Source organism: Pseudoalteromonas sp. CR1, assembly GCF_019392235.1.
GTDB lineage: Bacteria > Pseudomonadota > Gammaproteobacteria > Enterobacterales > Alteromonadaceae > Pseudoalteromonas.
On record NZ_JAHXRM010000016.1, the window covers coordinates 29,235 to 54,033 of the forward strand.

Annotated in this window: 27 protein-coding genes; 22 read left to right on the forward strand and 5 right to left on the reverse strand. The window is 39.2% G+C overall.

Annotation, left to right across the window (positions count from 1 at the left end; all coding sequences use genetic code 11):
- Window positions 1–5: 5 nt before the first annotated feature.
- Entirely contained in the window at window positions 6–890 is an 885-nt protein-coding gene (locus KZZ04_RS14090; protein ID WP_219423006.1) for a LysR family transcriptional regulator, read from the reverse strand.
- A 357-nt stretch (window positions 891–1,247) separates the two neighbouring features.
- The gene (locus KZZ04_RS14095) at window positions 1,248–1,679 is read right to left on the reverse strand and encodes a DUF2721 domain-containing protein (RefSeq protein ID WP_006791572.1); all 432 of its coding nucleotides are present in this window, start codon (window positions 1,677–1,679) and stop codon (window positions 1,248–1,250) included.
- A gap of 81 nt (window positions 1,680–1,760) precedes the next feature.
- Between KZZ04_RS14095 and KZZ04_RS14100 the strand changes: the two genes are divergently transcribed.
- The 3 genes from KZZ04_RS14100 to tsaD are packed head-to-tail and all read left to right on the forward strand — an operon-like array spanning window position 1,761 to window position 3,762.
- The gene (locus tag KZZ04_RS14100) at window positions 1,761–2,108 is read left to right on the forward strand and encodes a DUF2007 domain-containing protein (RefSeq protein ID WP_219423007.1); all 348 of its coding nucleotides are present in this window, start codon (window positions 1,761–1,763) and stop codon (window positions 2,106–2,108) included.
- A complete protein-coding gene (locus KZZ04_RS14105; protein ID WP_138527525.1) occupies window positions 2,101–2,691 on the forward strand; it encodes a YjaG family protein in 591 nt (196 codons plus the stop codon). The genes KZZ04_RS14100 and KZZ04_RS14105 overlap by 8 nt, the downstream gene beginning before the upstream one ends.
- Window positions 2,692–2,748: 57 nt before the next feature.
- Window positions 2,749–3,762 (forward strand): tRNA (adenosine(37)-N6)-threonylcarbamoyltransferase complex transferase subunit TsaD, encoded by a 1,014-nt coding sequence (tsaD, locus tag KZZ04_RS14110; protein WP_058404936.1) that lies wholly within the window; start codon window positions 2,749–2,751, stop codon window positions 3,760–3,762.
- Between the two features lie 9 nt (window positions 3,763–3,771).
- Here tsaD and plsY read toward each other — a convergent pair whose 3' ends face one another.
- Window positions 3,772–4,383 carry a glycerol-3-phosphate 1-O-acyltransferase PlsY gene (gene plsY / locus KZZ04_RS14115; protein WP_138527526.1) on the reverse strand — a complete coding sequence of 204 codons (612 nt, stop codon included), beginning with the start codon at window positions 4,381–4,383 and terminating at the stop codon, window positions 3,772–3,774.
- Window positions 4,384–4,627: 244 nt separating this feature from the next.
- Here plsY and folB point away from each other — a divergent pair, with 244 nt between their 5' ends.
- From folB to KZZ04_RS14155, 8 genes are all read left to right on the forward strand, one after another.
- A complete protein-coding gene (gene folB / locus KZZ04_RS14120) occupies window positions 4,628–4,987 on the forward strand; it encodes a dihydroneopterin aldolase (protein ID WP_058404938.1) in 360 nt (119 codons plus the stop codon).
- Complete coding sequence (folK, locus tag KZZ04_RS14125; protein ID WP_138527527.1) at window positions 4,988–5,476, forward strand: 2-amino-4-hydroxy-6-hydroxymethyldihydropteridine diphosphokinase; 489 nt, start codon at window positions 4,988–4,990, stop codon at window positions 5,474–5,476.
- Window positions 5,473–6,273 carry an undecaprenyl-diphosphate phosphatase gene (locus KZZ04_RS14130; RefSeq protein ID WP_138527528.1) on the forward strand — a complete coding sequence of 267 codons (801 nt, stop codon included), beginning with the start codon at window positions 5,473–5,475 and terminating at the stop codon, window positions 6,271–6,273. Before folK ends, KZZ04_RS14130 begins: the two co-directional genes overlap by 4 nt.
- A 175-nt stretch (window positions 6,274–6,448) precedes the next feature.
- Window positions 6,449–7,804 (forward strand): UDP-N-acetylmuramate:L-alanyl-gamma-D-glutamyl-meso-diaminopimelate ligase, encoded by a 1,356-nt coding sequence (gene mpl / locus KZZ04_RS14135; protein WP_138527529.1) that lies wholly within the window; start codon window positions 6,449–6,451, stop codon window positions 7,802–7,804.
- A 1-nt stretch (window position 7,805) separates the two neighbouring features.
- Window positions 7,806–8,426: a flavin prenyltransferase UbiX gene (locus KZZ04_RS14140; RefSeq protein ID WP_138527530.1), complete on the forward strand. Its 621-nt coding sequence runs from the start codon at window positions 7,806–7,808 to the stop codon at window positions 8,424–8,426.
- Window positions 8,426–9,355: an ABC transporter ATP-binding protein gene (locus tag KZZ04_RS14145; protein ID WP_138527531.1), complete on the forward strand. Its 930-nt coding sequence runs from the start codon at window positions 8,426–8,428 to the stop codon at window positions 9,353–9,355. Before KZZ04_RS14140 ends, KZZ04_RS14145 begins: the two co-directional genes overlap by 1 nt.
- A complete protein-coding gene (locus KZZ04_RS14150; RefSeq protein WP_138527532.1) occupies window positions 9,356–10,123 on the forward strand; it encodes an ABC transporter permease in 768 nt (255 codons plus the stop codon).
- Window positions 10,123–10,791 carry a tRNA (guanosine(46)-N(7))-methyltransferase TrmB gene (locus tag KZZ04_RS14155; RefSeq protein WP_138527533.1) on the forward strand — a complete coding sequence of 223 codons (669 nt, stop codon included), beginning with the start codon at window positions 10,123–10,125 and terminating at the stop codon, window positions 10,789–10,791. Before KZZ04_RS14150 ends, KZZ04_RS14155 begins: the two co-directional genes overlap by 1 nt.
- 33 nt (window positions 10,792–10,824) lie before the next feature.
- Here the strand turns inward: KZZ04_RS14155 and KZZ04_RS14160 are convergent, their stop codons facing one another.
- Window positions 10,825–12,708: an EAL domain-containing protein gene (locus KZZ04_RS14160; protein ID WP_219423008.1), complete on the reverse strand. Its 1,884-nt coding sequence runs from the start codon at window positions 12,706–12,708 to the stop codon at window positions 10,825–10,827.
- Window positions 12,709–12,983: 275 nt separating this feature from the next.
- On the opposite strand from KZZ04_RS14160, the gene panP reads away from it, so the two are divergent.
- Window positions 12,984–14,612 (forward strand): pyridoxal-dependent aspartate 1-decarboxylase PanP, encoded by a 1,629-nt coding sequence (gene panP, locus KZZ04_RS14165; protein ID WP_219423009.1) that lies wholly within the window; start codon window positions 12,984–12,986, stop codon window positions 14,610–14,612.
- A gap of 52 nt (window positions 14,613–14,664) precedes the next feature.
- Here panP and argE read toward each other — a convergent pair whose 3' ends face one another.
- Window positions 14,665–15,810: an acetylornithine deacetylase gene (gene argE, locus KZZ04_RS14170; protein WP_219423010.1), complete on the reverse strand. Its 1,146-nt coding sequence runs from the start codon at window positions 15,808–15,810 to the stop codon at window positions 14,665–14,667.
- 221 nt (window positions 15,811–16,031) lie between these two features.
- Between argE and argC the strand changes: the two genes are divergently transcribed.
- The 10 genes from argC (at window position 16,032) to KZZ04_RS14220 (ending at window position 24,794) form a co-directional block, all read left to right on the forward strand.
- Entirely contained in the window at window positions 16,032–17,042 is a 1,011-nt protein-coding gene (argC, locus tag KZZ04_RS14175) for an N-acetyl-gamma-glutamyl-phosphate reductase (RefSeq protein ID WP_219423011.1), read from the forward strand.
- On the forward strand, window positions 17,042–17,809 hold the full coding sequence (gene argB, locus KZZ04_RS14180; RefSeq protein WP_219423012.1) for an acetylglutamate kinase: 768 nt from the start codon (window positions 17,042–17,044) through the stop codon (window positions 17,807–17,809). Before argC ends, argB begins: the two co-directional genes overlap by 1 nt.
- Before the next feature lie 7 nt (window positions 17,810–17,816).
- Complete coding sequence (locus tag KZZ04_RS14185) at window positions 17,817–18,749, forward strand: ornithine carbamoyltransferase (protein WP_219423013.1); 933 nt, start codon at window positions 17,817–17,819, stop codon at window positions 18,747–18,749.
- Window positions 18,746–19,948: an argininosuccinate synthase gene (locus KZZ04_RS14190; RefSeq protein WP_058404951.1), complete on the forward strand. Its 1,203-nt coding sequence runs from the start codon at window positions 18,746–18,748 to the stop codon at window positions 19,946–19,948. Before KZZ04_RS14185 ends, KZZ04_RS14190 begins: the two co-directional genes overlap by 4 nt.
- A gap of 48 nt (window positions 19,949–19,996) precedes the next feature.
- Window positions 19,997–21,862 (forward strand): argininosuccinate lyase, encoded by a 1,866-nt coding sequence (gene argH, locus KZZ04_RS14195; RefSeq protein WP_058404952.1) that lies wholly within the window; start codon window positions 19,997–19,999, stop codon window positions 21,860–21,862.
- Window positions 21,863–22,120: 258 nt separating this feature from the next.
- Window positions 22,121–22,321 (forward strand): hypothetical protein, encoded by a 201-nt coding sequence (locus tag KZZ04_RS14200; protein ID WP_219423014.1) that lies wholly within the window; start codon window positions 22,121–22,123, stop codon window positions 22,319–22,321.
- 16 nt (window positions 22,322–22,337) lie between these two features.
- Window positions 22,338–22,871: a hypothetical protein gene (locus KZZ04_RS14205; RefSeq protein ID WP_219423015.1), complete on the forward strand. Its 534-nt coding sequence runs from the start codon at window positions 22,338–22,340 to the stop codon at window positions 22,869–22,871.
- A gap of 353 nt (window positions 22,872–23,224) precedes the next feature.
- A complete protein-coding gene (locus tag KZZ04_RS14210) occupies window positions 23,225–23,734 on the forward strand; it encodes a hypothetical protein (protein ID WP_219423016.1) in 510 nt (169 codons plus the stop codon).
- Window positions 23,734–24,264, forward strand: a complete 531-nt coding sequence (locus KZZ04_RS14215) for a hypothetical protein (RefSeq protein ID WP_219423017.1) — start codon at window positions 23,734–23,736, stop codon at window positions 24,262–24,264. The genes KZZ04_RS14210 and KZZ04_RS14215 overlap by 1 nt, the downstream gene beginning before the upstream one ends.
- On the forward strand, window positions 24,264–24,794 hold the full coding sequence (locus KZZ04_RS14220) for a hypothetical protein (RefSeq protein WP_219423018.1): 531 nt from the start codon (window positions 24,264–24,266) through the stop codon (window positions 24,792–24,794). The genes KZZ04_RS14215 and KZZ04_RS14220 overlap by 1 nt, the downstream gene beginning before the upstream one ends.
- The last annotated feature ends 5 nt before the right edge of the window (window positions 24,795–24,799 follow it).

Here is a 24,799-nt window from a genome sequence, read left to right on the forward strand (position 1 = left end):
ATGGATTAATTAATTGTTGTGGCTGCTTTTTTTATGAGTGAAAGTAAATGTGCCAAGTGTTCAGTAACAGCTGTTTGTTGATTTGTTTGAACAACTAACTGCTCATGGCTTAGGTCTTTATTTGTTTTTAACTGAACCAGGTCGGTGTGCTCTGCCACTGTGTTTGCATGTTCAATACTGGCGATTGCAAAACTATCTGATTTAGTAATGCCCGATATAACCTGTTCAATACTGCCCATTTTAATAGTTGATGATTTATTTAAAGAATCAATGGCTTCATTTAGCATGGTTTGAACTTGTTTTGACTGAGAGAAACAGCCAAAGGCTGAATAGGAGTCAAGTTCGTGTTTGCTTATGTCACTTTTTTGGGCAAGCGGGTGATGTTTAGATACAAATAAAATAAGCTGATCAGGCAGATGAATATCGCTACCAATACTATTTATAGCTTGAGAATAAACACTAATGTCTATTTCACCTTCTTGAAGCTTACGCGTTAATTCATGCTGTTCTTGTAATTGCATTTCAATTTTTACATGTGGGTACTGCGCTAAAAATTGCCCACATGAGATAGGCACAATATTACTCGCCTTATTTGTGTAACCAATAATAAGTTTTTCATCGGCATTGCCATGAACAGATTGAAACAGGCGCTTTTTGGTGTTTTCTAATTCGCTAAGTGTATTTTTGGCGTAATCAAGAAAAAGTTCGCCTTCAGGAGTCAGTTTTACTGAGCGGGTTGAGCGCGTAACTAGCTCATAGCCCATTTCATCTTCTAGGGTTTGAATACTACGGGTAAGCGCAGAAGTACTAATTTGCGTTTTTTCTGCGGCCTGTCTGAAGTGACGTAACACACCAAGTGCTACAAATTGTTCTAATTGCTCAAATCTCACTTTATAGTCCCTTTTTATAAGTAAGTTGTGATGTAATGATACATCAATATTCTGTTTGTTTTACCTGTCTAAACTATTAAAAAATATATGTAAATTTACAACCGAAAGATCACACAATATATCTGTTTTCACAATAATAAAAGTGTAAAAATGTTAAAAAGTATTAACCTTTAGACTAAAGGCTAATAGTTTAGTATTCACCTAACATCCCTATCTGGCAAAGTTAAAATAAAAAGCAGGTATAAATCTATAAATAAAATATTAGATAACTTTATTATGCTAATTAATGAAAAAGTATGCCACAAAGTAGGGCATTGATTAAGCAATAATTAAAATATTTGCACGAATTTTAGTCTTTTAGCTTGTTTTATTGTCAAAGTTTTTGTTTGCTCTGTTACTCAATGGTTTGTTTTCAATATTTTGAAGCTCAATTTCTATTGCATCACATGAAATATGAATTTCAAATAAAGACGTTAATAAAGATAAACTTAAGCAGGTTAGGCTTACGCCAAACAAAATAATACCCGTGGTATTAAACTCAATAAAAAGAGCGAACATAGACAAAGTACACAATAAAAAGGAGCCTACACCGTAAACTTGCATCGTTCTTATTAGTTTTATACGTTTTCTTAAATTGGTAATTTGCGCAACAACGACAGGTCGAATTGACTCGCCTTCTCTGGCATTTAATTCTCTGATTAATTGCGCAAGCACTAAAAATCGGTTTGTATAAGCAAGAAGTAATAAAGATATCGCTGGAAAAAGTAGACCCGGGGTTGTAAGTGTCATGCTTGCGCCTTTTTTGAATATTGTTTAATAACGTTCTCAATACCTTAAAGTATTGTACACACAAAATAATCGAGGTCGATATTGCAAACTCATAAAAACACAACAGATAGTGCATTTAATTGGATAACAATTTACCAAGTAGCCAACACCTTAGAGGCTAATATTGTTAAGGGGTTAATTCAAGCAGGCGGGATAGAGTGTAAAGTTGCAGGAGAAATGCTTCAAGGCGCACTTGGAGAAATTCCTTTCGATCAGGCACAAGTTAGAGTGCAGGTTTATGCGATAAAAGAGCGCCATGCGCGACAAATATTGGTAAACTATCAGCAAGTAAAACAATCCGCTCCAGATTGGGTATGTCCTAACTGTAATGAGCATAATGGATCAACATTTGATTTTTGTTGGTCATGTGAGACGTTAAAGAATGACTAAAGCAAATAATTTTCAGCGTATTAGAGAGCTAAACTATTTACAAAAAGCGGTATTAGCAAGTGCGCTAATTGAACGTATGTTGCCAAATTACGGTTTATTTAGTGAAGCTACGGGGTTTGGTGATGAAACGTTACTTCGTAATGCGCTTAATGTTTGTTGGGAAAAAATCTTGCTACCAAAAAGTAAGATTGATTTAGAAAAGCAAGTTGAAAAAGTGGAACCTAATGTTCCAGAGCTGGCTGATTTTGATATGTTTGGTACATACCCGGCTATTGATGCGGCAACGTCATTACTGAGCTTGATGCATGGCTTAATGGCACAAGACGATAAAGAATTTGTAAGCGTTAGTAAAATTTCGCAAGCAACCGTTGCGCGCTTTATTGAATACCAAATGACAGTAGACGGTGAAATTGCAGACAATACCGCTGTTAGGGAACACCCTTTGATGCAGTATGAAATTGAAGTGTTAGCTGAGCTTATTGATTTTGTTGAAAATATGGGGCGTATTACTTCAGATAGTGTAAAAGCGCTGAAAAAATTTGCTGTTGTTGATGGTCAAACAAATATTGGTTTGACGTTATAAACAAATTAAGTAACTTGAACTTTGATTAAGTAGTGATAAAAAAGCGGGAGAAGTACAATGCGAATTTTAGGCATTGAATCGTCATGTGATGAGACTGGTATTGCAATTTATGATGATGAAAAAGGTTTATTAGCTCATCAATTATACAGCCAAGTAAAAGTGCATGCTGACTACGGTGGTGTGGTTCCTGAGCTTGCGTCACGCGATCATGTGCGTAAAACTCTACCTCTTATTGATGCCGCGTTTGCTCAAGCGGGTTGTGGCCCTGAAGATTTAGATGGTATTGCTTATACCGCTGGCCCCGGCTTGGTTGGGGCGTTGTTAGTGGGTACTTCAATTGGCCGCTCTTTGGCTTATGGCTGGGATATTCCTGCTGTAGCGGTACATCATATGGAGGGTCACTTACTTGCTCCTATGCTTGAAGAAAACGTACCTGAATTTCCGTTCATTGCGTTACTTGTTTCTGGTGGCCATACCATGATGGTAAAAGTTGAAGGCATTGGTCAATACGAAGTACTGGGCGAGTCTGTTGATGATGCTGCAGGTGAAGCGTTTGACAAAACAGCTAAATTATTAGGTCTTGATTACCCAGGAGGCCCTCGCTTGGCTAAATTAGCAGAGCAGGGTGTGCCAAAGCGATTTATCTTTCCTCGTCCAATGACTGACAAGCCAGGCCTTGATTTTAGCTTTAGTGGCTTAAAAACTGCGGCGTCGATTACCATTCGTGAAAATGACGAAGACGAGCAAACTAAAGCTGACATAGCTCATGCATTTCAAACCGCCGTTATTGATACGTTAGTTATTAAATGTAAGCGAGCGCTTAAGCAAACAGGCATCAAACGTTTAGTCATTGCAGGTGGAGTAAGCGCAAATACTCAGCTTAGGCTTCAGCTTGAGCGCGTAATGCAAGGGATGAAAGGTGAGGTTTATTATCCGCGTACAGAGTTTTGTACAGATAACGGCGCAATGATTGCTTATGCCGGAATGCAGCGTTTAAAAGCAGGTCAGTTTGCAACTCTCGATATGAAAACCAAGCCACGTTGGCCAATAGACAGCCTCGAGCCCATTTAATTTAACGGGTTATGTTGGTTTATTTTTATCGGTGGGGGCGTTTTTAGCCCCCACTTTTGGTTCTTCGCCCGCAAATAACCTAACTATATTTGTTCTGTGGCGAAAAATAATGAGCACCGTGATAAAAACCACTGGCAATGTATATAGGGGCTTGATTAACCACGTATAAAGCGGTGCGAGTAAAACGGTAACGAGGGCGGCAAGTGAAGAGTAGCGACTTACCGCAACTATAATTAGCCAAGTAGCAATTAATAACCCTGCCAGGGATAAACCTATTGGAAGTAAAGCACCAAATGCGGTTGCAACGGCCTTGCCTCCTTTAAAATTAAAAAACACGGGGTACATGTGCCCTAAACAGGCGCCGACGGCAACAACGCCCAGAACTAAAGGCTCAAGTTGTAAAAAATAGGCCCCCCACACTGGAATTGTGCCTTTTAAAATATCAAAAACAAGAACTAAAACAGCAGGAAAAGCGCCACCTAAGCGGTAAACATTAGTTGCGCCTGGGTTATTTGAGCCATGTGTGCGGGGATCTTGGAGTTTAAATAGGCGCGACACTAAAATAGCCGACGAAATCGACCCAAGTAGGTACGCTAAAACAAACATCAAAATGGCTAACACATAGTTCCTTATTTTTTTATCGTTATACCCGTTACATTTAATGCAATTAACATCGTTTTTGGGCTATTATTGGCGGCAAAATTTATCGTTAAAAGTATTATACTTCTATCAATTTTAGCTCAACGCGTTATTTTGTTATTGTAGAAGGTATTTTTACATATTTAAACACTGATTAAAGCATATACAATATTAATTTTTAATTAGTTTATGTAGTTAGAACAGTTGTTGGTCTTTTGGAGTATCAATGGATAAGGTATTTATATCTCAATTGCACGTCGACACGATTATTGGAGTGTACGACTTTGAAAAAGAAAGTAAACAGAGCCTTTATTTTGATATTGAAATGCTAAGTGATATTAAACCCGCTGCCGCAAATGATGACATTAATTTAGCACTTGATTACGCAAAAGTAAGCGAACGCGTCATTGCACATAGTACTGCTAAGCCTGTTGAGTTACTTGAAACACTTGTTGAGCAATTGGCTGATATTATTTTAACGGAATTCAATACAACTCAAGTGAAAATTAGAGTGAGTAAACCTGCAGCAGTGCCTCAAGCACAAACTGTTGGAGTAGAAATAACTCGCAATAAGGCAAGCGTTTAAATGGCGCAAATATTTATTAGTCTTGGGTCAAATATTAACAAAGTGCACTATATGCAAAGTGCCTTAAAAGCGCTTAAAACGCATTTTAAAAATATAGAGCATTCGTCTGTTTTTGAAAGCGAAGCCGTAGGTTTCGTAGGTAATAACTTTTATAATTCGGTCGTTGGGGCAAAAACAAATAGGCCGCTAGCTGAAGTGTGTGCGTTACTAAAAGAAATAGAGCGCGATAATGGTCGTACACCTAATGATAAAAAGTTCAGCCCACGAACCCTTGATTTAGATTTATTGTTTTACGACGATGTTATTTGTGACAGCCCTGCGCAATTGCCGCGCGATGAAATCACTAAAAATGCATTCGTACTACAGCCTCTCAGTGAGGTTGCCCCCGGTTTTTATCACCCTGTAGCTAAGCAAACAATTGCTCAATTATGGAATGAATATAATAACCCTCAACAAAAACTATGGAAGGTGGAGTTTTCTAACCCATGAGTATTTTAGAAATAATAATTTTAGCGCTAATTCAAGGTTTTACTGAGTTTTTACCCATATCTAGCTCGGCTCATTTAATTTTACCCTCGCAAATTTTAGGCTGGGAAGATCAAGGACTCGCTTTTGATGTTGCAGTGCATGTGGGCACTTTAATAGCGGTTGTTATTTATTTTCGTAAAGAAGTGGCTGATATTCTCAGTGCGTGGTTTAAATCGTTTGGCGCACAAGGTAAAACAGACGACAGTAAACTCGGCTGGTGGATTATTTTAGGGACAATACCTGCTGCAGTATTTGGTTTGTTACTTAAGGATTTTGTTGAGTTATACCTTCGAAGTGCATGGGTCATTGCTGCCACCACCATTATTTTTGGTTTGCTGCTCTGGTACGCTGATGCCAAAGGAAAACAAGTTAAAACAATTTATCAACTTAATTGGAAGTCGGCTTTAATGATTGGCTTGGCGCAAGCCGTTGCTATGATCCCGGGTACCTCTCGTTCAGGTATTACAATGACAGCGGGTTTAATGCTAGGCATGAATAAGCAAAGCGCAGCGCGCTTTTCGTTTTTACTCGCCATTCCTGTTATATCAATGATGGGGCTTTATTACACAGTAGAGCTCGCATTGGGCGACCACGTTGTTGAATGGGGCACATTGTTACTAGGGGTGGTACTGTCCTTTTTATCTGCTTATGCGTGTATTTATTTATTTTTAAAAGTGATTGAACGAATGGGAATGTTACCTTTTGTCATTTACCGATTAGTTTTAGGCTTAGGTTTAATCGTTTTTTTAAGTATGTAGATTAATTTACTTTGCAAAAAAGCCTTCTAATTTAGAAGGCTTTTTTGTTTGTGATAATGACTTTAAGCATTAGTAAAATACCTACATATAATGGTAACTATGCGCGAAATTTGGCATTATAGCGCCATTAAACTTTGCACAGCTGCAAAGTGAGCATACGGTTTAAGGAAAGTATATGCATATTCATATTTTGGGCATTTGCGGTACGTTTATGGGCGGTATTGCAGCCATTGCTAAGTCACTTGGTCATCAAGTGACAGGTTCAGACCAAAACGTTTACCCACCTATGAGCACCCAGCTTGAAGATCTTGGTATTGAGCTCACTCAAGGTTACGACGTATCTCAATTGGAGCCAAAACCCGATATGGTGGTGATTGGTAATGCCATGAGCCGAGGTAACCCATGTGTTGAATATGTGTTAGATAACAGCTTACCTTATACCTCAGGCCCTGAGTGGTTAAAGCATAACTTATTGCAAAACTCTTGGGTACTTGCGGTAGCTGGTACGCATGGTAAAACCACCACAGCCAGTATGCTTGCGTGGATACTCGAATATGCGGGCCTTAAGCCTGGCTTTTTAATCGGCGGCGTAGTACAAAACTTTGGTGTGTCGGCTAAAGTGGGCGAAACCCCATTTTTTGTAATTGAAGCCGATGAGTACGATACCGCCTTTTTTGATAAGCGTAGTAAGTTTGTTCACTATTTACCGCGTACGCTAATTTTAAATAATCTTGAATTTGATCACGCAGATATTTTTGATGATTTGAACGCAATTAAAAAACAATTTCACCACTTAATGCGTACACTACCTTACAGCGGTAAAGTCATTTGGCCAAAACAAGACAAAGCGCTTGAAGACGTTATATCGCAAGGTCTATGGAGTGAAAGCGAAACGTTAGATGGCGATTGGGGCTATAAACTAATTAAAGCCGATGGCAGCGAGTTTGATGTACTTTTGAATAATGAGCTGCAAGGTACGGTTAATTGGGGCGCAATTGGCGAACATAATGTAAAAAATGCGATTATGGCAATTGCAGCTGCGCGCCATGTGGGAATTGCTGTGAGTCACAGTATTGATGCACTTGCCGAGTTTATAAGCCCAAAAAGGCGCATGGAACTCAAAGCCGACATAAATAGTATTAAGGTGTATGACGATTTTGCTCATCACCCAACAGCGATTACAACAACCTTAGCGGGTTTACGCGCTAAAGTTGGCGATGAAAAAATTATTGCTATTTTAGAGCCCCGCTCAAACACCATGAAAATGGGTGTGCATCAACACACGTTACTCGCTTCATTGGCTGAGGCTGATGAGGTGCTTTTGTTTGAACCCGAAAACTTAGGTTGGTCGCTCAAAGAACAAGCCCAAAAAGCGGGTATGCAATGCTTTAACAGCACACAGTCGATTATTAATAGGGTGCTTGAAAATGTGCAGCCTAATCAACACATTTTAATCATGAGTAATGGCGGTTTTAATGGCCTCCATCAGCAGCTTGTTGATGGATTGGCTGATAAATACAGCGGAGAATAATTTGCAATTTAAAGATAAAATAACCTTAGCGTTTAGCGGTGCCTCTGGTGCGCCATATGGATTAAAATTGCTTGAAGTACTGCTTGAGCAGCAGTATCAAGTGTATGTACTTATTTCGAGTGCGGCTCGAGTTGTGCTTGATACTGAGTCAAACATAAAGCTCTCTGCAAATGAAGATAAAGCCACTGAGCAATTAAATGCGCTATTTGATGCAAAACCACTGCAATTACAAGTGTTTGGTAAAGATAACTGGTTTAGCCCTGTAGCTTCTGGCTCTGCCGCGCCGAAAAAAATGGTTGTTTGTCCATGCAGTGCAGGATCGGTATCAGCGATTGCGGTAGGCGCATCTGATAATTTACTAGAGCGTGCGGCTGATGTGGTGATTAAAGAACGTGGCCAGCTTATTTTAGTGCCGCGCGAAACGCCTTTTAGCGAGATCCATTTAGAGAATATGCTAAAGCTATCGCGATTGGGTGTAACCATTATGCCCGCAGCGCCTGGCTTTTATCATAAACCGCAAAGCATAGAAGACTTAGTTGATTTTATGGTGGCGCGAATTTTAGATCATTTAAACATTGAGCATGCTCTAACAAAACGTTGGGGCTATGGTGAGGGTAAGTAATGAGTAAGCAAAGTATTGCATTAAATATCGAAGGCCTTACCAAGGTATACAAAAACGGCGTAGAGGCTGTTAAAGGTGTTGACTTACAAGTAGAAGAAGGCGATTTTTTTGCGTTGCTTGGGCCTAATGGCGCAGGTAAGTCAACAACCATTGGTGTTATTTCGTCCTTGGTTAATAAAACTGAAGGTAAAGTGGAGGTATTTGGTTGCGATATCGATACCCATCTTGAAGCTGCCAAGGCGCATTTAGGCTTAGTGCCACAAGAATTCAACTTCAGCCAGTTTGAAACGTTGACCCAAATATTAGTAAATCAAGCGGGTTATTACGGTGTGCCGCGCAGTGAAGCACATAAGCGTGCAGATAAATATTTAGCTCAGCTTGGGTTACTTGAGAAAAAAGATAAACAAGCGCGCACTTTGTCAGGTGGGATGAAGCGCCGTTTAATGATTGCACGCGCACTGATGCACGAGCCAAAGCTGCTGATTTTAGATGAGCCAACAGCGGGAGTAGATATAGAGCTACGCCGCTCTATGTGGGAGTTTTTACGCAAAATTAATGAGCAAGGCGTCACAATTATTTTAACCACGCACTATCTTGAAGAAGCAGAGTTACTGTGTAAAAACATCGCTATTATCGATAGTGGGCGCATCGTAGAAAATACCACCATAAAAGCGTTATTAGCAAAGCTTGATAAAGAAACCTTTGTGCTTGATTTAAAAATGCCAGCAAAGCCCGTCACATTACCTGGGTATACCTACACTATGACGGACGATCATACCATTGAGGTTGAAGTGGCAAAATCGCAAGGATTAAATGCGGTATTTACTGAGCTCACAGCACAAGGTAATACAGTATTGAGTATGCGTAACAAAGCCAATAGATTAGAAGAGTTATTTGTAGGATTACTAGAGCAAGGGCGGGGCGAATAAATGTTAAAATATGGCGTAGCCTTAAAAAGTATATGGATTAAAGAGTGTATTCGTTTTTTACGTATTTGGGTGCAAACCTTAGTACCACCAGCTATTACAATGAGTTTGTATTTTGTTATTTTTGGTAACTTAATTGGCTCGCGTATTGGTGAAATGGGCGGATTTAGTTACATGGAGTTTATTGTACCCGGCTTAATTATGATGTCGGTTATAACTAATTCATACTCTAATGTCGCCTCTAGTTTTTATTCAACCAAGTTTCAAAAAAGTATTGAAGAGTTGCTCGTTGCTCCGGTGCCTAATTATATAATTGTATTAGGCTACATGGGAGGCGGTATGACGCGCGGTATGATGGTAGGCTTTATTGTTACCTGCGTGTCGCTACTGTTTGTTGATATTCAAATACATAATATTTTTGTAATAATGGCAACAGTTATCTTAACTTCTGCGGTGTTTGCATTAGGTGGTTTGATTAATGCTATTTACGCTAATAGTTTTGATGATATTAGTATTATTCCCACATTTATACTTACTCCGCTAACGTATCTAGGTGGTGTATTTTATTCAATTACGTTACTACCTGAGTTTTGGCAGAACGTATCGCAAATAAACCCAATCATTTATATGGTTAACGCATTTAGGTATGGATTTTTAGGTGTGTCGGATGTTGATTTAACGGTCGCATTGGGTGTTATTTTAGTGTTCATTACAGTGTTATTTTCTGTTGCGCTTACATTAATCAGAAAAGGTGTGGGGCTAAGACATTAATGAGTGATGCAAATTCTCGAAGTATTGTATCTAATCAGGCTGGTATTCATGAAAAGCTTGATGAAGTAGTAAATAAGCATTTAAGCGCCGAGTTTAAAAAGCCCATTGCTGCACACACGCAAGCGGCATTTGATGAGGTTAATGAAAAGGTGCGGGCATTTGATGGACCACTTATTTTAGACTCATGCTGTGGTGTGGGGGAAAGTAGCGCGAACTTAGCTAAACGGCACCCCGATGCGTTGGTGATTGGTATTGATAAATCATCTCATCGACTTGATAAGCACGACGTAGAATACAAGCAAACTGATAGCGGGCAGTATATCTTAGTGCAAGCCGATTTAAACGATTTTTGGCGTTTAGCAGTGGCTGCTAATTGGCAGCCTACGCATCATTATTTGCTTTACCCAAATCCATGGCCTAAATCAAAGCATATTCAGCGCAGATGGCATGGTGCGGCTATTTTTCCGTTTATTGTTAAATTGGGTGGGCAATTAGAGGTTCGCAGTAATTGGGATATTTATGTAAAGGAGTTTGCCAGAGCGCTTGCGCTTACAGGTAATCACTGCGAAGTGACACTTTATGAGTCAGATGATGCAATCACTCCGTTTGAGCGTAAGTATTGGGCTAGCGGTCAGCAAAGTCATCGGCTTATTATTAATTTAACCTAAGTATGGCTAGAATATTTAGTCGTTACAGTTTACTCAGCTGGCTAAATTAGTATCTTCAGATATAGCGAATTGTGGCGCGGGATAAGCAAAGTAATTACCTTGCATAAGCGTCACATTTGCTTTTTGTAGCGCATTAACTATGGCTGCGTTTTCTACAGATTCAGCAATGAGCTGTAAATCTAATTGGTTAGCAAATGCTGCTATATGCTTAATAAATAAGTAAATGTCTTTATCGTTTATTATTTTTTTTATCAATCCACCATCTAATTTAATTCCATCTACTTCTAGCTTAAGCACATTTGAAATATTTGAATAGCCACTTCCAAAATCATCAATAATGACTTTTACCCCTTTACTTTTTACCATAGAAATAAAGGCTTTCACTTCTGAATAATTAGCAATGGCTTGCGTTTCGATTAACTCTAAAGTGATATTGCTTGGGTGTGGATAACGTTTAAGTTCGTTAGTAATATATTCGTTTAAACTTGGGTCTAACATATCTTGCGCTGTTATATTTAAGCTCCAGCAAATATTAGTCTTTCTAAAGCGACTAATACACTGCGAAAATATAGTGCGGGTTAATAACCCGTCCATTCTAGAGCGAGTAACTACATCTAAAAACGCATCGGGTTTTAAAATCTCTCCACTTGCGGTCACCATCCGAGCCAAGCATTCATACTGCACTACCTGATTACTTTTGGTATCTATTATTGGTTGAAAGTAGGGCACAATTCGGTTGTTATCAAACGCATCGTGAACTTCTTTAGCCATTTCTACATTGTATTGATATTGAGTTTTGACATCATGTAGGGCTTTTGAATAATTAATAACCGTATGTCTGCCTTGTTTTGCTTGCAGGGCAGCAATATGAGCATTTTCAAGTAATAGTGACTTATTGCCAGTTGCAATGCCCGCACATAAAGTGATGTATATGAATGGGTCGGTTAATAAAGGCGTATTGGCATTATAGGTTTCAATTAAGTCGTTAAGTTCTTCATAAGGTGTTTCTTTGGGGGAAAGCAGTACCAGTTTATTCGTTGCTAAGCGATATAAATGACAGTGAGTAGAGCAACGGCTTTTAAAATGCATAAGTAGATTTTTCATTACTCGGTCGCCAATTTCAGTGCCGTAAAAACTATTTATATCCTCAATTTCGTTCACCCATACAACGGCTAGTTGCATATGGTGGTTATTACTTTTTTTGAGAAAATATTCCAAAGCAATGTGGTTATCAAAGCCGGTACTGGAGTCAGTTGCTAATGAACGCTTGAGTAAATAAACATAAATAGCGGCAACAAGCGCTGCTATAAAAAAGAAAAAGCTTGCCATAGCAGCTGCTTTAGAAACGCTTTCACTCAGCTTTTGGTTTAGGTCGTTAATCGTTATATCGGCGCCGGTAAGGTAAGTGGTACCTGTTCGAGTATCTACGTAAGGAATAAATATCGTTTTAAAATGCCCCCACTGATCCGCTGAAACTTCAAATACTGGTTCTGTGGAGTAAAAAGCGCTTATGTTGAGATTGGTTGCTTCTGGGTATATATCTAAATATTGCGTTATTTTGCCATTGCTCATATCGTCTTGAGTATAGCTAGATGCAGTAAAGTATACGCGGTTGTTTTTTAATATCATCGCATATACATATTCAACATCCAGTGCTTGTGCAAACTCTGAAAGCTGCCTGCTTTTGACTTCATAATCAATAAAATTAATTTGGCCGTTTTGATTCATGGTATTTAGGTAATCATCACCTAGTATATGCTTTACAGTGGCTGCGGCATTAAGTAGACGAGCATCGACAGACTCCATAATTTCAGCGCGGGTTGTTTGGTAGGTGTAATAGATATAGACAACTAAACTGACTAAAAATAAAGCAAAACCGGCTACTAACCAGCTCACTTTTACTCTTCCCTTAAGCATGTCTGTCCCTTTTTTGTTGTTTTTTTTATTATACTTAAAATACAAAATTGCCCAATAAAAAATTAGTATTTATTCAATTAAATAAAATTTTAATTAAATTAACACTTTTTTGTCATGCGTGTTGTTGCTTTTAAGGCTTTTAACGAGACATTTTACTTATATTGCAGTACAGTTAGCGCAATTATTTAGAAACACTATTGCTTAACTTATCGTCATATTTGGGCGTTTTCACTAGTTAAACAGGTGTTTTAGCAACACACACACTAGGTATTAAGATGGATCAAAAGCGTTGTGCCGTCGCCTCTAAAGAAAGCCTTAAGCGTATATTTACTGTACCTGAAGCGCCTGACTCAACTTTAAGCAAAATAGAGCTTGAGATATCGAGTAATTTAGCAGGTTTTTTGAACGAAAATATAGCGGCAATTGAAAAACCCTTACATGAAATTGAAAAAGACTTTCAATCTGCGGTGATCCCGGAAGATCCAACATTTGTATCTGCTTATGCTCAAGACATAATGGAGCAGCTTGTTGCGCATTCTGTGCATACTGCTGCACCAAGTTTTATTGGCCATATGACCTCTGCACTGCCACATTTTTTATTACCTCTATCAAAATTGATGGTGGGACTAAATCAAAATTTAGTAAAAATAGAGACATCCAAGGCATTTACCCCCTTAGAGCGCCAAGTACTTGGCATGATGCATCATTTAGCCTATGGCCAAAATGATGCGTTCTACTCTAAATGGATGCACAGCGCTAAAACCTCACTTGGCGCATTTTGCTCAGGTGGCACGGTTGCAAATATTACTGCGCTTTGGATTGCTCGAAATCGTTTATTAAAACCAGATGGCGAGTTCACAGGTATTGCAGCCCAAGGGCTAGTGGCTGGTATGCTTCATTATGGGTATAAAGGGCTCGCGGTTTTAATTTCAGAGCGAGGCCATTACTCACTAGGGAAATCGGTTGATTTATTAGGGCTAGGGCGCGACAACTTAATTGGTATAAAAACAACGGATGACAATAAAGTCGATGTAACTGCCATGCGAGATAAAGCTCGCGAGCTAGAGTCTAAAGGCATTAAAGTAATGGCAATTATTGGTGTTGCTGGTACAACTGAAACCGGTAATATTGATCCGCTTAATGAAATGGCTGATTTAGCGCAAGAAATTAACTGTCATTTTCATGTTGATGCAGCATGGGGGGGGGCAACGTTATTATCTAACACTTATCGTCCTTTACTCAATGGTATTGAGCGAGCGGACTCAATAACAATTGATGCCCACAAACAAATGTATGTACCTATGGGGGCTGGTTTGGTGTTATTTAAAGACCCAGCAGCAACCGATGCAATAGAGCACCATGCTGAATATATATTGCGTAAGGGCTCTAAAGATTTAGGTAGTCACACACTCGAAGGTAGTCGCCCTGGTATGGCTATGTTAGTGCATGCTTGCTTACGTGTTATTGGCCGTAAAGGCTATGAAATGCTAATCGATAGAAGCATTAAAAAAGCAAAATACTTTGCTGATTTAATAAAAGCAGATGAAGATTTCGAGCTTATTTCAGAACCTGAACTGTGCTTGCTTACTTATCGCTATGTGCCAAAACAAATAAAACAAGCGATTGCTGAGGCAGATGAAAAAACACGGATTGATATTTTTGCCTCACTAAATCGTTTTACAGCCAGTATGCAAAAACGTCAGCGTGAGTCAGGTCGTTCATTTGTGTCGCGCACTCGTTTGACCCCAGCTCAATACGATAATCAACCTACGGTTGTGTTTAGGGTTGTACTGGCTAACCCGCTTACCTCGGGTGTGATTTTAAAAGAGATATTAGCTGAGCAAAAAGAGCTTGCTAAAACAGACCCTGTATTTAAAAAGTATTTAAGCAAATACATGAAATAGTAAATGCCGCATTTATAGAAAAGACGCTATTTCGCGTCTTTTTTTTGCTTAGTCAAAAGCAACAGGCTTTTATAATATTGCTAATGATGTGCTGTGAAGGCTTTATTTTTTCCATTGCTAAAAATTCGTCAGGTTGATGCGCTTGGTTAATTGAACCCGGCCCCATAACAATGGTTTCACAGCCTAATTGTTGAATAAACGGGGCTTCTGTACAGTAATTAACAGCAATGGCTTTTTGGCCTGCTATTTTTTCTGCTAGTTGAACTAGCGCACTGTCGGTATGGCCTGTAAATGCCGGTATTGGGTCGTGCAGGTCAAATACACTCACTGAGTTAGGATATTGTTCGTTAATCTCTTTTGTTGCATCAAGAAGCAAAGCTTGCAACTCTTGCACGCTAAGCCCTGGCAGTGGGCGCATATCAATATGCATTTCACAACAACCACATATTCTATTTGCGTTGTCGCCACCATGAATATTACCTAAATTTAAAGTAGGGTAAGGTATTTCAAAGTGATTTAGTGAATACTTATTCTTTAATTGCTCTTTCAAGGTCAGTAATTTTGAAGTCACTTTATGCATAACTTCAATGGCGTTTAGACCACGTTCGGGATCGGAGCTATGCCCAGAGCGACCAACGACCCTTATAGCTGTACTCATATGGCCTTTATGTGTAAATACCGGTGTCATATCAGTGGGTTCACCAATAATACAGCGCGCTGGTTTTAAATTTGGGTGCTGACAAATTTGTTGAGCACCTGCCATGGTGGTTTCTTCATCGGCGGTAGCAAGTATTAAAATAGGCTGTGTTTGTTGTTTTTCATCCAACTCGCTTACAGCTTGCAGCACAAAAGCAAAAAATCCTTTCATATCAATGCTGCCTAAGCCATAGAGTTTGTTATTGAGTTCGGTTAATTTAAATGGGTTGTGATTCCAGCGGCTATCATCAAACGGTACTGTATCGGTATGCCCAGCAAGCATTAAACCGCCATCGCCAACGCCGCGTTTTGCTAATAAGTTATAACGCCCTTTTTTACCTTCAAGTTCTATTATTTCACACGTAAAGCCAAGAGTTTCACACCATTGTGCAAGTAACTCGATAACACTTTTATTGCTCATACATTGGCTGTCTTCAATCGCACTAATAGAAGGGGCTGCAATTAATTGCTGATACATAGAAATAAACGAAGGCAGAGACATAAAAATTCCCAAAATAATTATTCAATTTAATTGCATAACAATATAAAAGTATTTATGATGAATATCAATTCACTTTTTAAGCATAAATATATTAAGTAACACCATGAAGATAATGCGACGATAATCAAAATTCATTAATAAATAAGACTTAATTAGCACCTAAGCTAGTGTAAGCGAACACATAAGTAAGTAGTAATAAATTTTAAGATAACGAGTAAATAATGAATGTAGTGATTATTGGCGCAAGTGGTTACAGCGGCGCAGAACTAGCAAGCTTTATTGCTAAACACCCAAATTTAACTTTATCAGGTTGTTATGTATCTGAAGGTAGCCTAGACAAACATAAATTACTGAGTGATTTATACCCAGAACACTTAGGCTTACTTGATATTCCTTTACTTCCTCTTACAAAATCAGCGTTTGACGATATTAACGCGAATGCAGATTACGTATGCCTGTGTACCGACCATAAAGTCAGTGTAGATTTAGCGCCGCAATTTTTAGCGATGGGCAAAAAGGTGTTTGACCTATCGGGTGGTTACCGCCTAGCAAGTAATGACGATTACGTTACTTATTATGGCTTTGAACATAAGCACCCTGAGCTGCTAAATGAATCTGCATACGGTTTAGCAGAGTGGAATAGCAATGCAATTGCAAATGCAAAGTTAGTGGCTGTTGCGGGTTGTTACCCTACAGCGGCACTGAATGCGTTAAAGCCACTACAGCTCGCAGGCTTACTGAGCGAACAACCTATTATTATTAATGCAGTATCGGGTGTTACCGGCGCAGGGCGTAAAGCCAGTGTAGGTACTCATTTTTGTGAAGTATCGCTAGCGCCATATGGTTTATTTAACCACCGTCACGGACCAGAAATAGAACAGCACCTGGGCCATAAGGTTTTATTTACACCTCATTTAGGTAACTTTGCTCGCGGTATTTTAGAAACGATTTACGTGCAACTAAAACCTGAGGTGACAAGTGAGCAAGTAGCAACGGCTTATGATGTGCTTTCAAAAGAGCCTTTAATTCGTTTGTTAGGCAATAAAATTCCATCAATCAAAGGGGTTGCAAAGCAGCCATACGTTGATATTGGATGGCAGCAGCAAGGCTCGCAATTAATTGTTGTTGCGGCAATCGATAACCTACTTAAAGGTGCAGCGGGGCAAGCTCTGCAATGTATTAATTTATCTATGGGTTTAAACCATACCACAGGCTTAAAAGGAGCGTTGTAATGAGTAAAAAAACGTGGGTTATTAAGCTTGGCGGTGCTGTACTTAATACTGAAAATGCAGCTCACGCGTTATTTGAAGTGTTATCTAATCAGCCAAACCATAACTTTGTAATTGTGCATGGTGGTGGGGCATTAGTCGATACATGGTTAAAAGAGGCAGGTTTTGTTAGTGCTAAACATCAAGGTTTACGTATTAGCCCTGCTGAACAAATGCCGCATATAGTTGGTGCACTTGCAGGTTGTGCAAACAAGCAGCTAATGGCTCAAGCTATTTCTGCTGGCCACAAGCCTGTTGGCTTAAGCCTTTATGAAGCAGGCGTAACCGCATCGCAAAAGCTCAAAGCATTGTGTTTAGTAGGTAAGTGCGAAAGCAACGATGACTCTATTATTAACGATTTACTAAACGTCGGGCGCCTACCTATTGTTAGCTCAATAGGATTTGATGAACAAGGGCTTTGGTACAACGTAAATGCTGACGAGGCGGCGGCAGCTATCGCCAATAATTTAAATGCAGAATTTATTTTTATGACCGATGTAGAGGCCGTACTTGACGCTAATAAGCAGCCGTTACATCACCTTGACACAAATCACATTGAGACTTTAATTGCAGAGGGAGTAATTGTGGGCGGGATGGAGGTCAAAGTTAAGACCAGTCTTCACGCTGCCCTACACTTACGACGCGGTGTGTATATTTCCAGCTGGCAAAAGCCAGAAAATTTAACTGCTTTGCTGCAAGGCGAGCATGTCGGAACAAAGATTACACCATAGGGTTACCATGTTAGAGAATTTTTTAACGGGTCTAGAATTAGACCAACAAGGCGTACTTAATTTATTAAAGCTAGCGCGTGATTTAAAAGCAAATCCCGAGAAATACAGCCAAGTACTAGCGGGTAAGTCAGTTGTTACACTATTTGAAAAGCAAAGCTTACGTACACGTTTATCGTTTGATATTGGTATTAATCGTTTAGGTGGCCACGCTGTTTATTTAGATCAGCAAAATGGCGCTATGGGCGCTCGCGAATCGGTAAAAGATTTTGCACTAAATATTTCTACATGGGCAGATGGTATTGTAGCGCGTGTTAATCAGCACAGCACATTAACAACGTTAGGTGAATACTCCTCTGTGCCTGTTGTTAATAGCTTATGTGACTTGTACCACCCGTGCCAAGCATTGGCTGACTTTTTAACACTTCAAGAAGTACATGGCGATGTGAGCGAACTTAAAGTGGCTTACCTTGGTGAGGGTAATAACGTTACCCATTCATTAATGCTATTAGCGGCAACACTGGGCACCGATTTTGTAGCGGTAACGCCAAAAGGGTGTTCGCCTGATTCGCAAATTCTTAAAAAGGCTGAGCAAATCGCAGCAATGAATGGTGCATCTGTCATGGTAAGTGACCGTGTAGAAGCGGCGGTTGGCGCAAACGTTGTTTACGCCGATACATGGGTTTCAATGGGGGACGATACCCCGCTTGAGCAAGTTAAAGAAAAATACATGCCTTATCAGCTAAACCAAGCATTGCTAGATCAAACAGGGGCGACTACGGTATTACATTGCCAACCGGCACACCGTGAGTTTGAAATTACCTCTGAGGTAATGGATGGCCCAGCATCTAAAATTATTCAACAAGCAGAAAATCGCATGCATGCGCAAAATGCTCTGCTAGTTACATTACTAAATCCAAATTTTGTTAAGGAACACCTATGAGTTCAATTAAAAAAGTCGTTTTAGCCTATTCAGGTGGTCTAGATACATCGGCTATCGTGCCATGGTTAAAAGAAAACTACGGTTGTGAAGTAATCGCGTTTGTTGCCGATGTAGGCCAAGGCGCAGAAGAGCTTGAAGGTGTAGAGGCAAAAGCGATTGCTTCGGGCGCATCTGAGTGTTACGTAGTTGACTTAAAAGACGAAATGGTAAGTGACTACATTTACCCAACGCTTAAAACGGGTTCTATTTACGAAGGTACGTATTTACTTGGTACGTCTATGGCGCGCCCAATTATTGCTAAGGCGCAAGTAGAGATTGCACGTAAAGTAGGGGCTGATGCACTTTCACATGGTTGTACGGGTAAAGGTAACGACCAAGTACGTTTTGAGTCGTGTTTTGCAGCGCTTGCACCTGAGCTAAAAGTTATTGCGCCATGGCGTGAGTGGGACTTATCAAGCCGTGAATCACTATTAGATTACTTAGCCGAGCGTGATATTCCGTGCTCTGCCTCTGCAACAAAAATTTACAGCCGTGATGCAAACGCATGGCATATTTCGCACGAAGGTGGCGAGCTTGAAGATCCATGGTGTGAGCCTAGCGATCAAGTATGGACCTGGACAAACTCTCCAGAGCAAGCCCCAGATAAAGCCGAACTTGTAACATTAAAAGTAGTTGAAGGTGAAGTGGTTGCTGTAAATGGCGAAGAGCTTAAACCTTATGATTGTTTAGTTAAATTAAACGACATTGCATCACCGCATGGTGTTGGCCGTGTAGATATAGTAGAAAACCGTTTAGTCGGTATGAAATCTCGCGGTTGTTACGAAACCCCTGGTGGTACTGTGATCATGGCGGCGCTTCAAGCAATAGACGAGCTGGTACTTGATAAATCAAGCCGTAAGTGGAAAGAAGTATTAGGCGGCGAATTTTCGCACTTAGTGTACGACGGACGTTGGTTTACGCCACTTAAAGATTCTATTTTAGCCGGTGCAGAAGCGCTGTCTACACTAGCAACGGGCGAAGTGGTACTTAAGCTTTATAAAGGCCAAGTGACTGCGGTTCAGAAAAAATCACCTAACAGCCTATACAGCGAAGACTTTGCAACCTTTGGCGAAGATGATGTGTATGACCAATCACATGCTGAAGGCTTTATTCGTTTGTTCTCGCTTTCAAGCAGAATTTCGGCGTTGTCTAAAAAGTAAATTTTACGCCCCTTGTAAAAGGGGCATTACAGGGTTTGGAGATATTTCATGGCATTATGGGGCGGACGTTTTTCTACGGGTCCAGACGAGGCGTTTAAGCAATTTAACGACTCTCTTCCATTTGACTACCAATTAGCAGAGCAAGATATTATTGGCTCTGTGGCATGGGCTGGCGCACTTGAACAAGTTAACGTGTTATCAAGCGATGAGCACAAAGAGTTAGTATCGGCATTATACGAGTTACTCGAAGAGGTAAAAGCAGATCCAACCGCTGTAGCTACCTCAGGTGCTGAAGATATTCATTCACATGTTGAAGCGGCTCTAATTGAGAAAGTGGGTGATCTAGCTAAAAAGTTACACACAGGCCGAAGTCGAAATGACCAAGTAGCCACCGACTTTAGATTATGGTGCCGTGATACTGCCGATCATATTTTAAAAGCCATTGCGCAATTAAAAGCAGAATTTGTTGCGTTAGCCGAACGTGAACTGGGGACTATTTTACCTGGTTATACTCATTTACAACGCGCACAACCTGTATTATTTAGCCACTGGTGTATGGCATATGTTGAAATGCTAGAACGCGACGAAAGCCGTTTGCAAGACGCTAAAGCCCGTATGAACTATTGTCCGCTAGGCAGTGGCGCGTTGGCTGGCACTGCTTATCCAATTGACCGCCAAACACTTGCACAAGGCTTAGGCTTTACAGGTGCAACTAAAAACAGCCTTGATGGTGTATCTGACCGTGACTTTGTTGTTGAGCTATTAAGTTGCGCTTCAATTTCAATGATTCATTTATCACGTATGTCTGAAGATTTAATTTTTTATAACTCAGGTGAAGCGGGCTTTATTGAACTTGCTGATAATGTAACATCTGGCTCGTCTTTAATGCCGCAAAAAAAGAACCCAGATGCACTTGAGCTTATTCGTGGTAAAACAGGCCGTGTATTTGGTGCTTTTAGCGCCATGATGATGACTCTTAAAGCATTACCACTTGCATACAATAAAGATATGCAAGAAGACAAAGAAGGCATTTTTGATGCGATGCCAACATGGCTTGCGTGTATTCATATGGCACAAGCGTGTATTAAAGGCGTAAAAGTAAAAGGTGAGCGTACATTGGCTGCGGCAAAAGGTGGCCATGCAAATGCAACCGAGTTGGCTGATTACTTAGTGGCTAAAGGGGTACCTTTTAGAGAAGGCCATCATATTGTGGGGGTGTTAGTACAGCTCGCAATAAGTGAGGATAAAACGCTTGAGGAGCTCTCACTTGAGCAATATAAATCAGTAAATGATGTATTTGAAGACGACGTTTATCCGGTACTTGAAATAGACGCCTGTATTAAGGCGCGTCAAGCAATTGGCGGTACCTCTATTGAGCAAGTCACTAGCGCAATTAAAGCCGCCAAAAAAAAACAGCAGATAACGGTTCGTGATGCCAACCTAGATGACGTTGAATCGATTGCAAAGCTTATTCAACATTGGGCAACCGTCGGCGAAAATTTGCCGCGTGCAAAAAGTGATATGGTGCATTCAATTAATGAATTTGCTGTAACCGAAATAGACGGCAAAGTGTCGGGTTGTGCATCGCTGTATATATACGATACAGGCCTTGCAGAGATACGCTCTTTGGGTATTGACCCGCAAAGTGCGGTGACTGGGCAAGGGCGGCAATTAGTTGACCATTTGCTAATAAAAGCCAAAAAATTGGCACTTAATCGCGTAATTGTACTTACTCGCGTGCCAGACTTTTTTGAAAAACAAGATTTTGCTTTTTGCAGTAAAGACAGCCTGCCTGAAAAAGTAATGAAAGATTGTGAATTGTGCCTTCGTAAAGAAAACTGCGACGAAGTAGCAATGGAATATATTTTAAAGCCAAGTAATAAAGCGGCGATCCCGTGTAAATTCGTGGCTTAAACTCCCTGGATACAAAAAACGTACGGTTACCCCTGTGCGTTTTTTTATGCCTTAGCACATCTGGTCGGAGGTGTTTTGATTGTGTCAATTCCTAGTAATTTACTTAAAAATAAAATTTAAATAAAAGTTGGTACATAGCTTGCTATTAGTTATGTAGTTATAAATAGCAACTACCACCATGAGTAGTGCATATACCTACACAATGGTGTGATTTAATTTTACGCCAATTAAATTTAAACTTTTATAAGGATCAATTACATGCAAATTTCAGCTAATAGCCAAGTGCAAATGCAAGCATACAACAAAACACAACAATTACAGCCTGCGGCTGAACAAACTACTAGCACTAAAACCCTACAATCTGATACAGTAAGTTTCTCGCAAGAAGGTTTAAGTGCGGCAAGTGCTGACCTAAACCGTGCTGGTATTTTGAAGCCTGGCTTCACAAGACCAAAGTAATAATTTAAGGCGTTAGATGTTTTTACACGATTTATTTGGGTTATTTTCTCTCTCCGCATTTTTTATGTGGGGTTTTTTAATGGCCTTTTTTTTTAATGTGTTTATTTATACAATTGGTTTAAAAAAAGGCACCACCCTTTTATTTAGCTCTTTTGTAATGATGTGTTCATACACTTTATCAGATTATTTCCTTACATGGCTTTCTCTTAAAAACTCACTTTACTTAAATTTTGCCTTGTATGACATTGCTACAATTTTTGCACTTATTTTAGTTTACAAAATAGTAAAAAAAACCACCTCATCATTTTTATATTTAGTATTAGGTTTAAGCATCAACACAATCTTATTTTTATTAATGCATGTTGATAGCGAAATTTATGAAAATACCCAGTATTGGTGGTTTTGGGAGGTATATATTTATACTGTGAATCTTATAGATTTTACTATGATTGTAGCTTTAATAGTTGATAGAGATATTTTAGGGCTGCATAAACTTAAAAATAAAATCGGTAAACTTTTAAACCCCAGTGCTAATTCAAAAGTGCCCTAGCTTAAAATTCATTTTTATTTTTACGCTGAACAAACGTGAAAGCATAAATATAAGGGCGGTTACTATACCTCCTATGAGTATTTTCAACTACTACGCTTTAAAAGATATTAAGGAACGTGTGTCTTAGCTTTAGACTGAAAAATAAAAGCATACTCCTTAAATTTGGTAAACAACTAAATCATGAATAGCTTTAAATACAGCTCCAACTATCTTCGTACATTAGCGCATTAGTACAATGGGGTATTTTTTAATGTCTTTTTTGTCCTACTTGGTTTTAAGCATATACAAACCCATCCAATTAAATATGTACTTACCGGCCAGAACTGTCGGCTCTTACTATGTAAGCGATTGCCATGTTAGATGACCTAGTATTAAGTCCAGATGTAAGTTTTTATATTGGGGCATTGGTGCAGTGGGGTTTTTTAATGGCTTTTTTGTACTCATTCGTTTCTAGCATTAATAAGCCTGACAAAAAGCGTGTTTGGTTATCGCTAGTGATGACTGTTTCATATCTCTCAAGCCTTTTTATAGATATTCAAACAGTACTGTACCTCGATTTTTTTTATTTTGATATAGCCACTATTTTTGCCCTTGTAATACTTAATTTATTTATTAGAGAGAGGTTTATATTCGTTTATTTACTAGTGGGGCTCTCAGTGAATGCCATCTTATTTTTAGGAATGCATTTGGATACCGTGGTTTTTAATAACTACGAGCCTTGGCTTTTTACAATAGTTTATTCTTGGCTAGTTAACTTTAACGACTTTGCCATGGTTGCCGTTTTCTTCATTAAAAAAGACTTCTTGGGTTTGGTTAAATTGAAAAATGTTGTGTTTAATCGAAAAGCACCGGTGGCTAGGTAATGGGGGGGGGTTTGGAAGACTTTTTTTGGAGTCTCGCTGCAATTAGCAATCTATTAGGTATACCTATTACATGTTTATTTGTTTTTGCATTTTTATATAACCTGTCTGCGGCCATTAATAAAAGTGACAATAGCCGCACTCAACTGTCATTCATTATGATGGTTTCTTATACGTTGAGTTTGTACATTGACATGTATACATCATTCCTATTTCTAAAATTATTTGCTTTTGATGTTGTAACAATTGCCGTTATTTTTTTCTGGCAGCTGTGCTTAGGTAAAGTTATCCCTGTTGGTTTTTATTATTTAATTGTAGGGCTGTGCATTAACGCATCGCTTTTTATGGCCATGCATATCGATACTATAGTAAATCCAACACATGAATTTTGGTGGTTATGGATGCTTTATAGCTTTTCAGCACCTATTGTTGATTTCATAATGGCTTTAGTACTTATTGTTAATAAAGATATTTTAGGGTTGGTTAAATTGAAAAATGTTGTGTTGAATCGTAAAACACCAGTGGCTAGGTAATGGGTAGATTTTTGGAGGACTTATTTTGGAGTCTCGCTCAAATCAGCGAGCTTTTAGGTATACTTATTACGTGGTTATTTGTTTTTACATTTTTATATAACCTGAGTGCGGCTATTAATAAACCTGATAATAGCCGCACTCAACTGTCATTCATTATGATGGTTTCTTATACGTTGAGTTTGTACATTGACATGTATACATCATTACTGTACCTACAATTATTTGCCTTTGATGTGGTCACTATTGCCGTTATTTTTATTTGGCGGCTTTGCTTAGGTAAAGCTATCCCTGTTGGTTTTTATTATTTAATTGTGGGGTTGTGTATTAACGCATCGCTTTTTATGGCCATGCATATTGATATAATAGTAAACTTAAATTACGAATTTTGGTGGTTGTGGATGTTTTATGGCTTTTCAACACTTATTGTTGATTTCATAATGGCAGTAGTACTTATTGTTAATAAAGATATTTTAGGGTTGGTTAAATTAAAAAATACTGTACTAAATCATAAAATAAAGCCGGTGAAATAAGGAAA

Excerpts from the sequence above, each read along its gene's own strand:
- KZZ04_RS14095 (WP_006791572.1), bottom strand. The coding sequence starts at position 1,679 with ATGACACTTACAACCCCGGGTCTACTTTTTCCAGCGATATCTTTATTA.
- KZZ04_RS14105 (WP_138527525.1), top strand. The coding sequence starts at position 2,101 with ATGACTAAAGCAAATAATTTTCAGCGTATTAGAGAGCTAAACTATTTA.
- tsaD (WP_058404936.1), top strand. The coding sequence starts at position 2,749 with ATGCGAATTTTAGGCATTGAATCGTCATGTGATGAGACTGGTATTGCA.
- folB (WP_058404938.1), top strand. The coding sequence starts at position 4,628 with ATGGATAAGGTATTTATATCTCAATTGCACGTCGACACGATTATTGGA.
- folK (WP_138527527.1), top strand. The coding sequence starts at position 4,988 with ATGGCGCAAATATTTATTAGTCTTGGGTCAAATATTAACAAAGTGCAC.
- KZZ04_RS14130 (WP_138527528.1), top strand. The coding sequence starts at position 5,473 with ATGAGTATTTTAGAAATAATAATTTTAGCGCTAATTCAAGGTTTTACT.
- mpl (WP_138527529.1), top strand. The coding sequence starts at position 6,449 with ATGCATATTCATATTTTGGGCATTTGCGGTACGTTTATGGGCGGTATT.
- KZZ04_RS14145 (WP_138527531.1), top strand. The coding sequence starts at position 8,426 with ATGAGTAAGCAAAGTATTGCATTAAATATCGAAGGCCTTACCAAGGTA.
- KZZ04_RS14150 (WP_138527532.1), top strand. The coding sequence starts at position 9,356 with ATGTTAAAATATGGCGTAGCCTTAAAAAGTATATGGATTAAAGAGTGT.
- KZZ04_RS14155 (WP_138527533.1), top strand. The coding sequence starts at position 10,123 with ATGAGTGATGCAAATTCTCGAAGTATTGTATCTAATCAGGCTGGTATT.
- KZZ04_RS14160 (WP_219423008.1), bottom strand. The coding sequence starts at position 12,708 with ATGCTTAAGGGAAGAGTAAAAGTGAGCTGGTTAGTAGCCGGTTTTGCT.
- panP (WP_219423009.1), top strand. The coding sequence starts at position 12,984 with ATGGATCAAAAGCGTTGTGCCGTCGCCTCTAAAGAAAGCCTTAAGCGT.
- argE (WP_219423010.1), bottom strand. The coding sequence starts at position 15,810 with ATGTCTCTGCCTTCGTTTATTTCTATGTATCAGCAATTAATTGCAGCC.
- argC (WP_219423011.1), top strand. The coding sequence starts at position 16,032 with ATGAATGTAGTGATTATTGGCGCAAGTGGTTACAGCGGCGCAGAACTA.
- argB (WP_219423012.1), top strand. The coding sequence starts at position 17,042 with ATGAGTAAAAAAACGTGGGTTATTAAGCTTGGCGGTGCTGTACTTAAT.
- KZZ04_RS14185 (WP_219423013.1), top strand. The coding sequence starts at position 17,817 with ATGTTAGAGAATTTTTTAACGGGTCTAGAATTAGACCAACAAGGCGTA.
- KZZ04_RS14190 (WP_058404951.1), top strand. The coding sequence starts at position 18,746 with ATGAGTTCAATTAAAAAAGTCGTTTTAGCCTATTCAGGTGGTCTAGAT.
- argH (WP_058404952.1), top strand. The coding sequence starts at position 19,997 with ATGGCATTATGGGGCGGACGTTTTTCTACGGGTCCAGACGAGGCGTTT.
- KZZ04_RS14200 (WP_219423014.1), top strand. The coding sequence starts at position 22,121 with ATGCAAATTTCAGCTAATAGCCAAGTGCAAATGCAAGCATACAACAAA.
- KZZ04_RS14205 (WP_219423015.1), top strand. The coding sequence starts at position 22,338 with ATGTTTTTACACGATTTATTTGGGTTATTTTCTCTCTCCGCATTTTTT.
- KZZ04_RS14210 (WP_219423016.1), top strand. The coding sequence starts at position 23,225 with ATGTTAGATGACCTAGTATTAAGTCCAGATGTAAGTTTTTATATTGGG.
- KZZ04_RS14215 (WP_219423017.1), top strand. The coding sequence starts at position 23,734 with ATGGGGGGGGGTTTGGAAGACTTTTTTTGGAGTCTCGCTGCAATTAGC.
- KZZ04_RS14220 (WP_219423018.1), top strand. The coding sequence starts at position 24,264 with ATGGGTAGATTTTTGGAGGACTTATTTTGGAGTCTCGCTCAAATCAGC.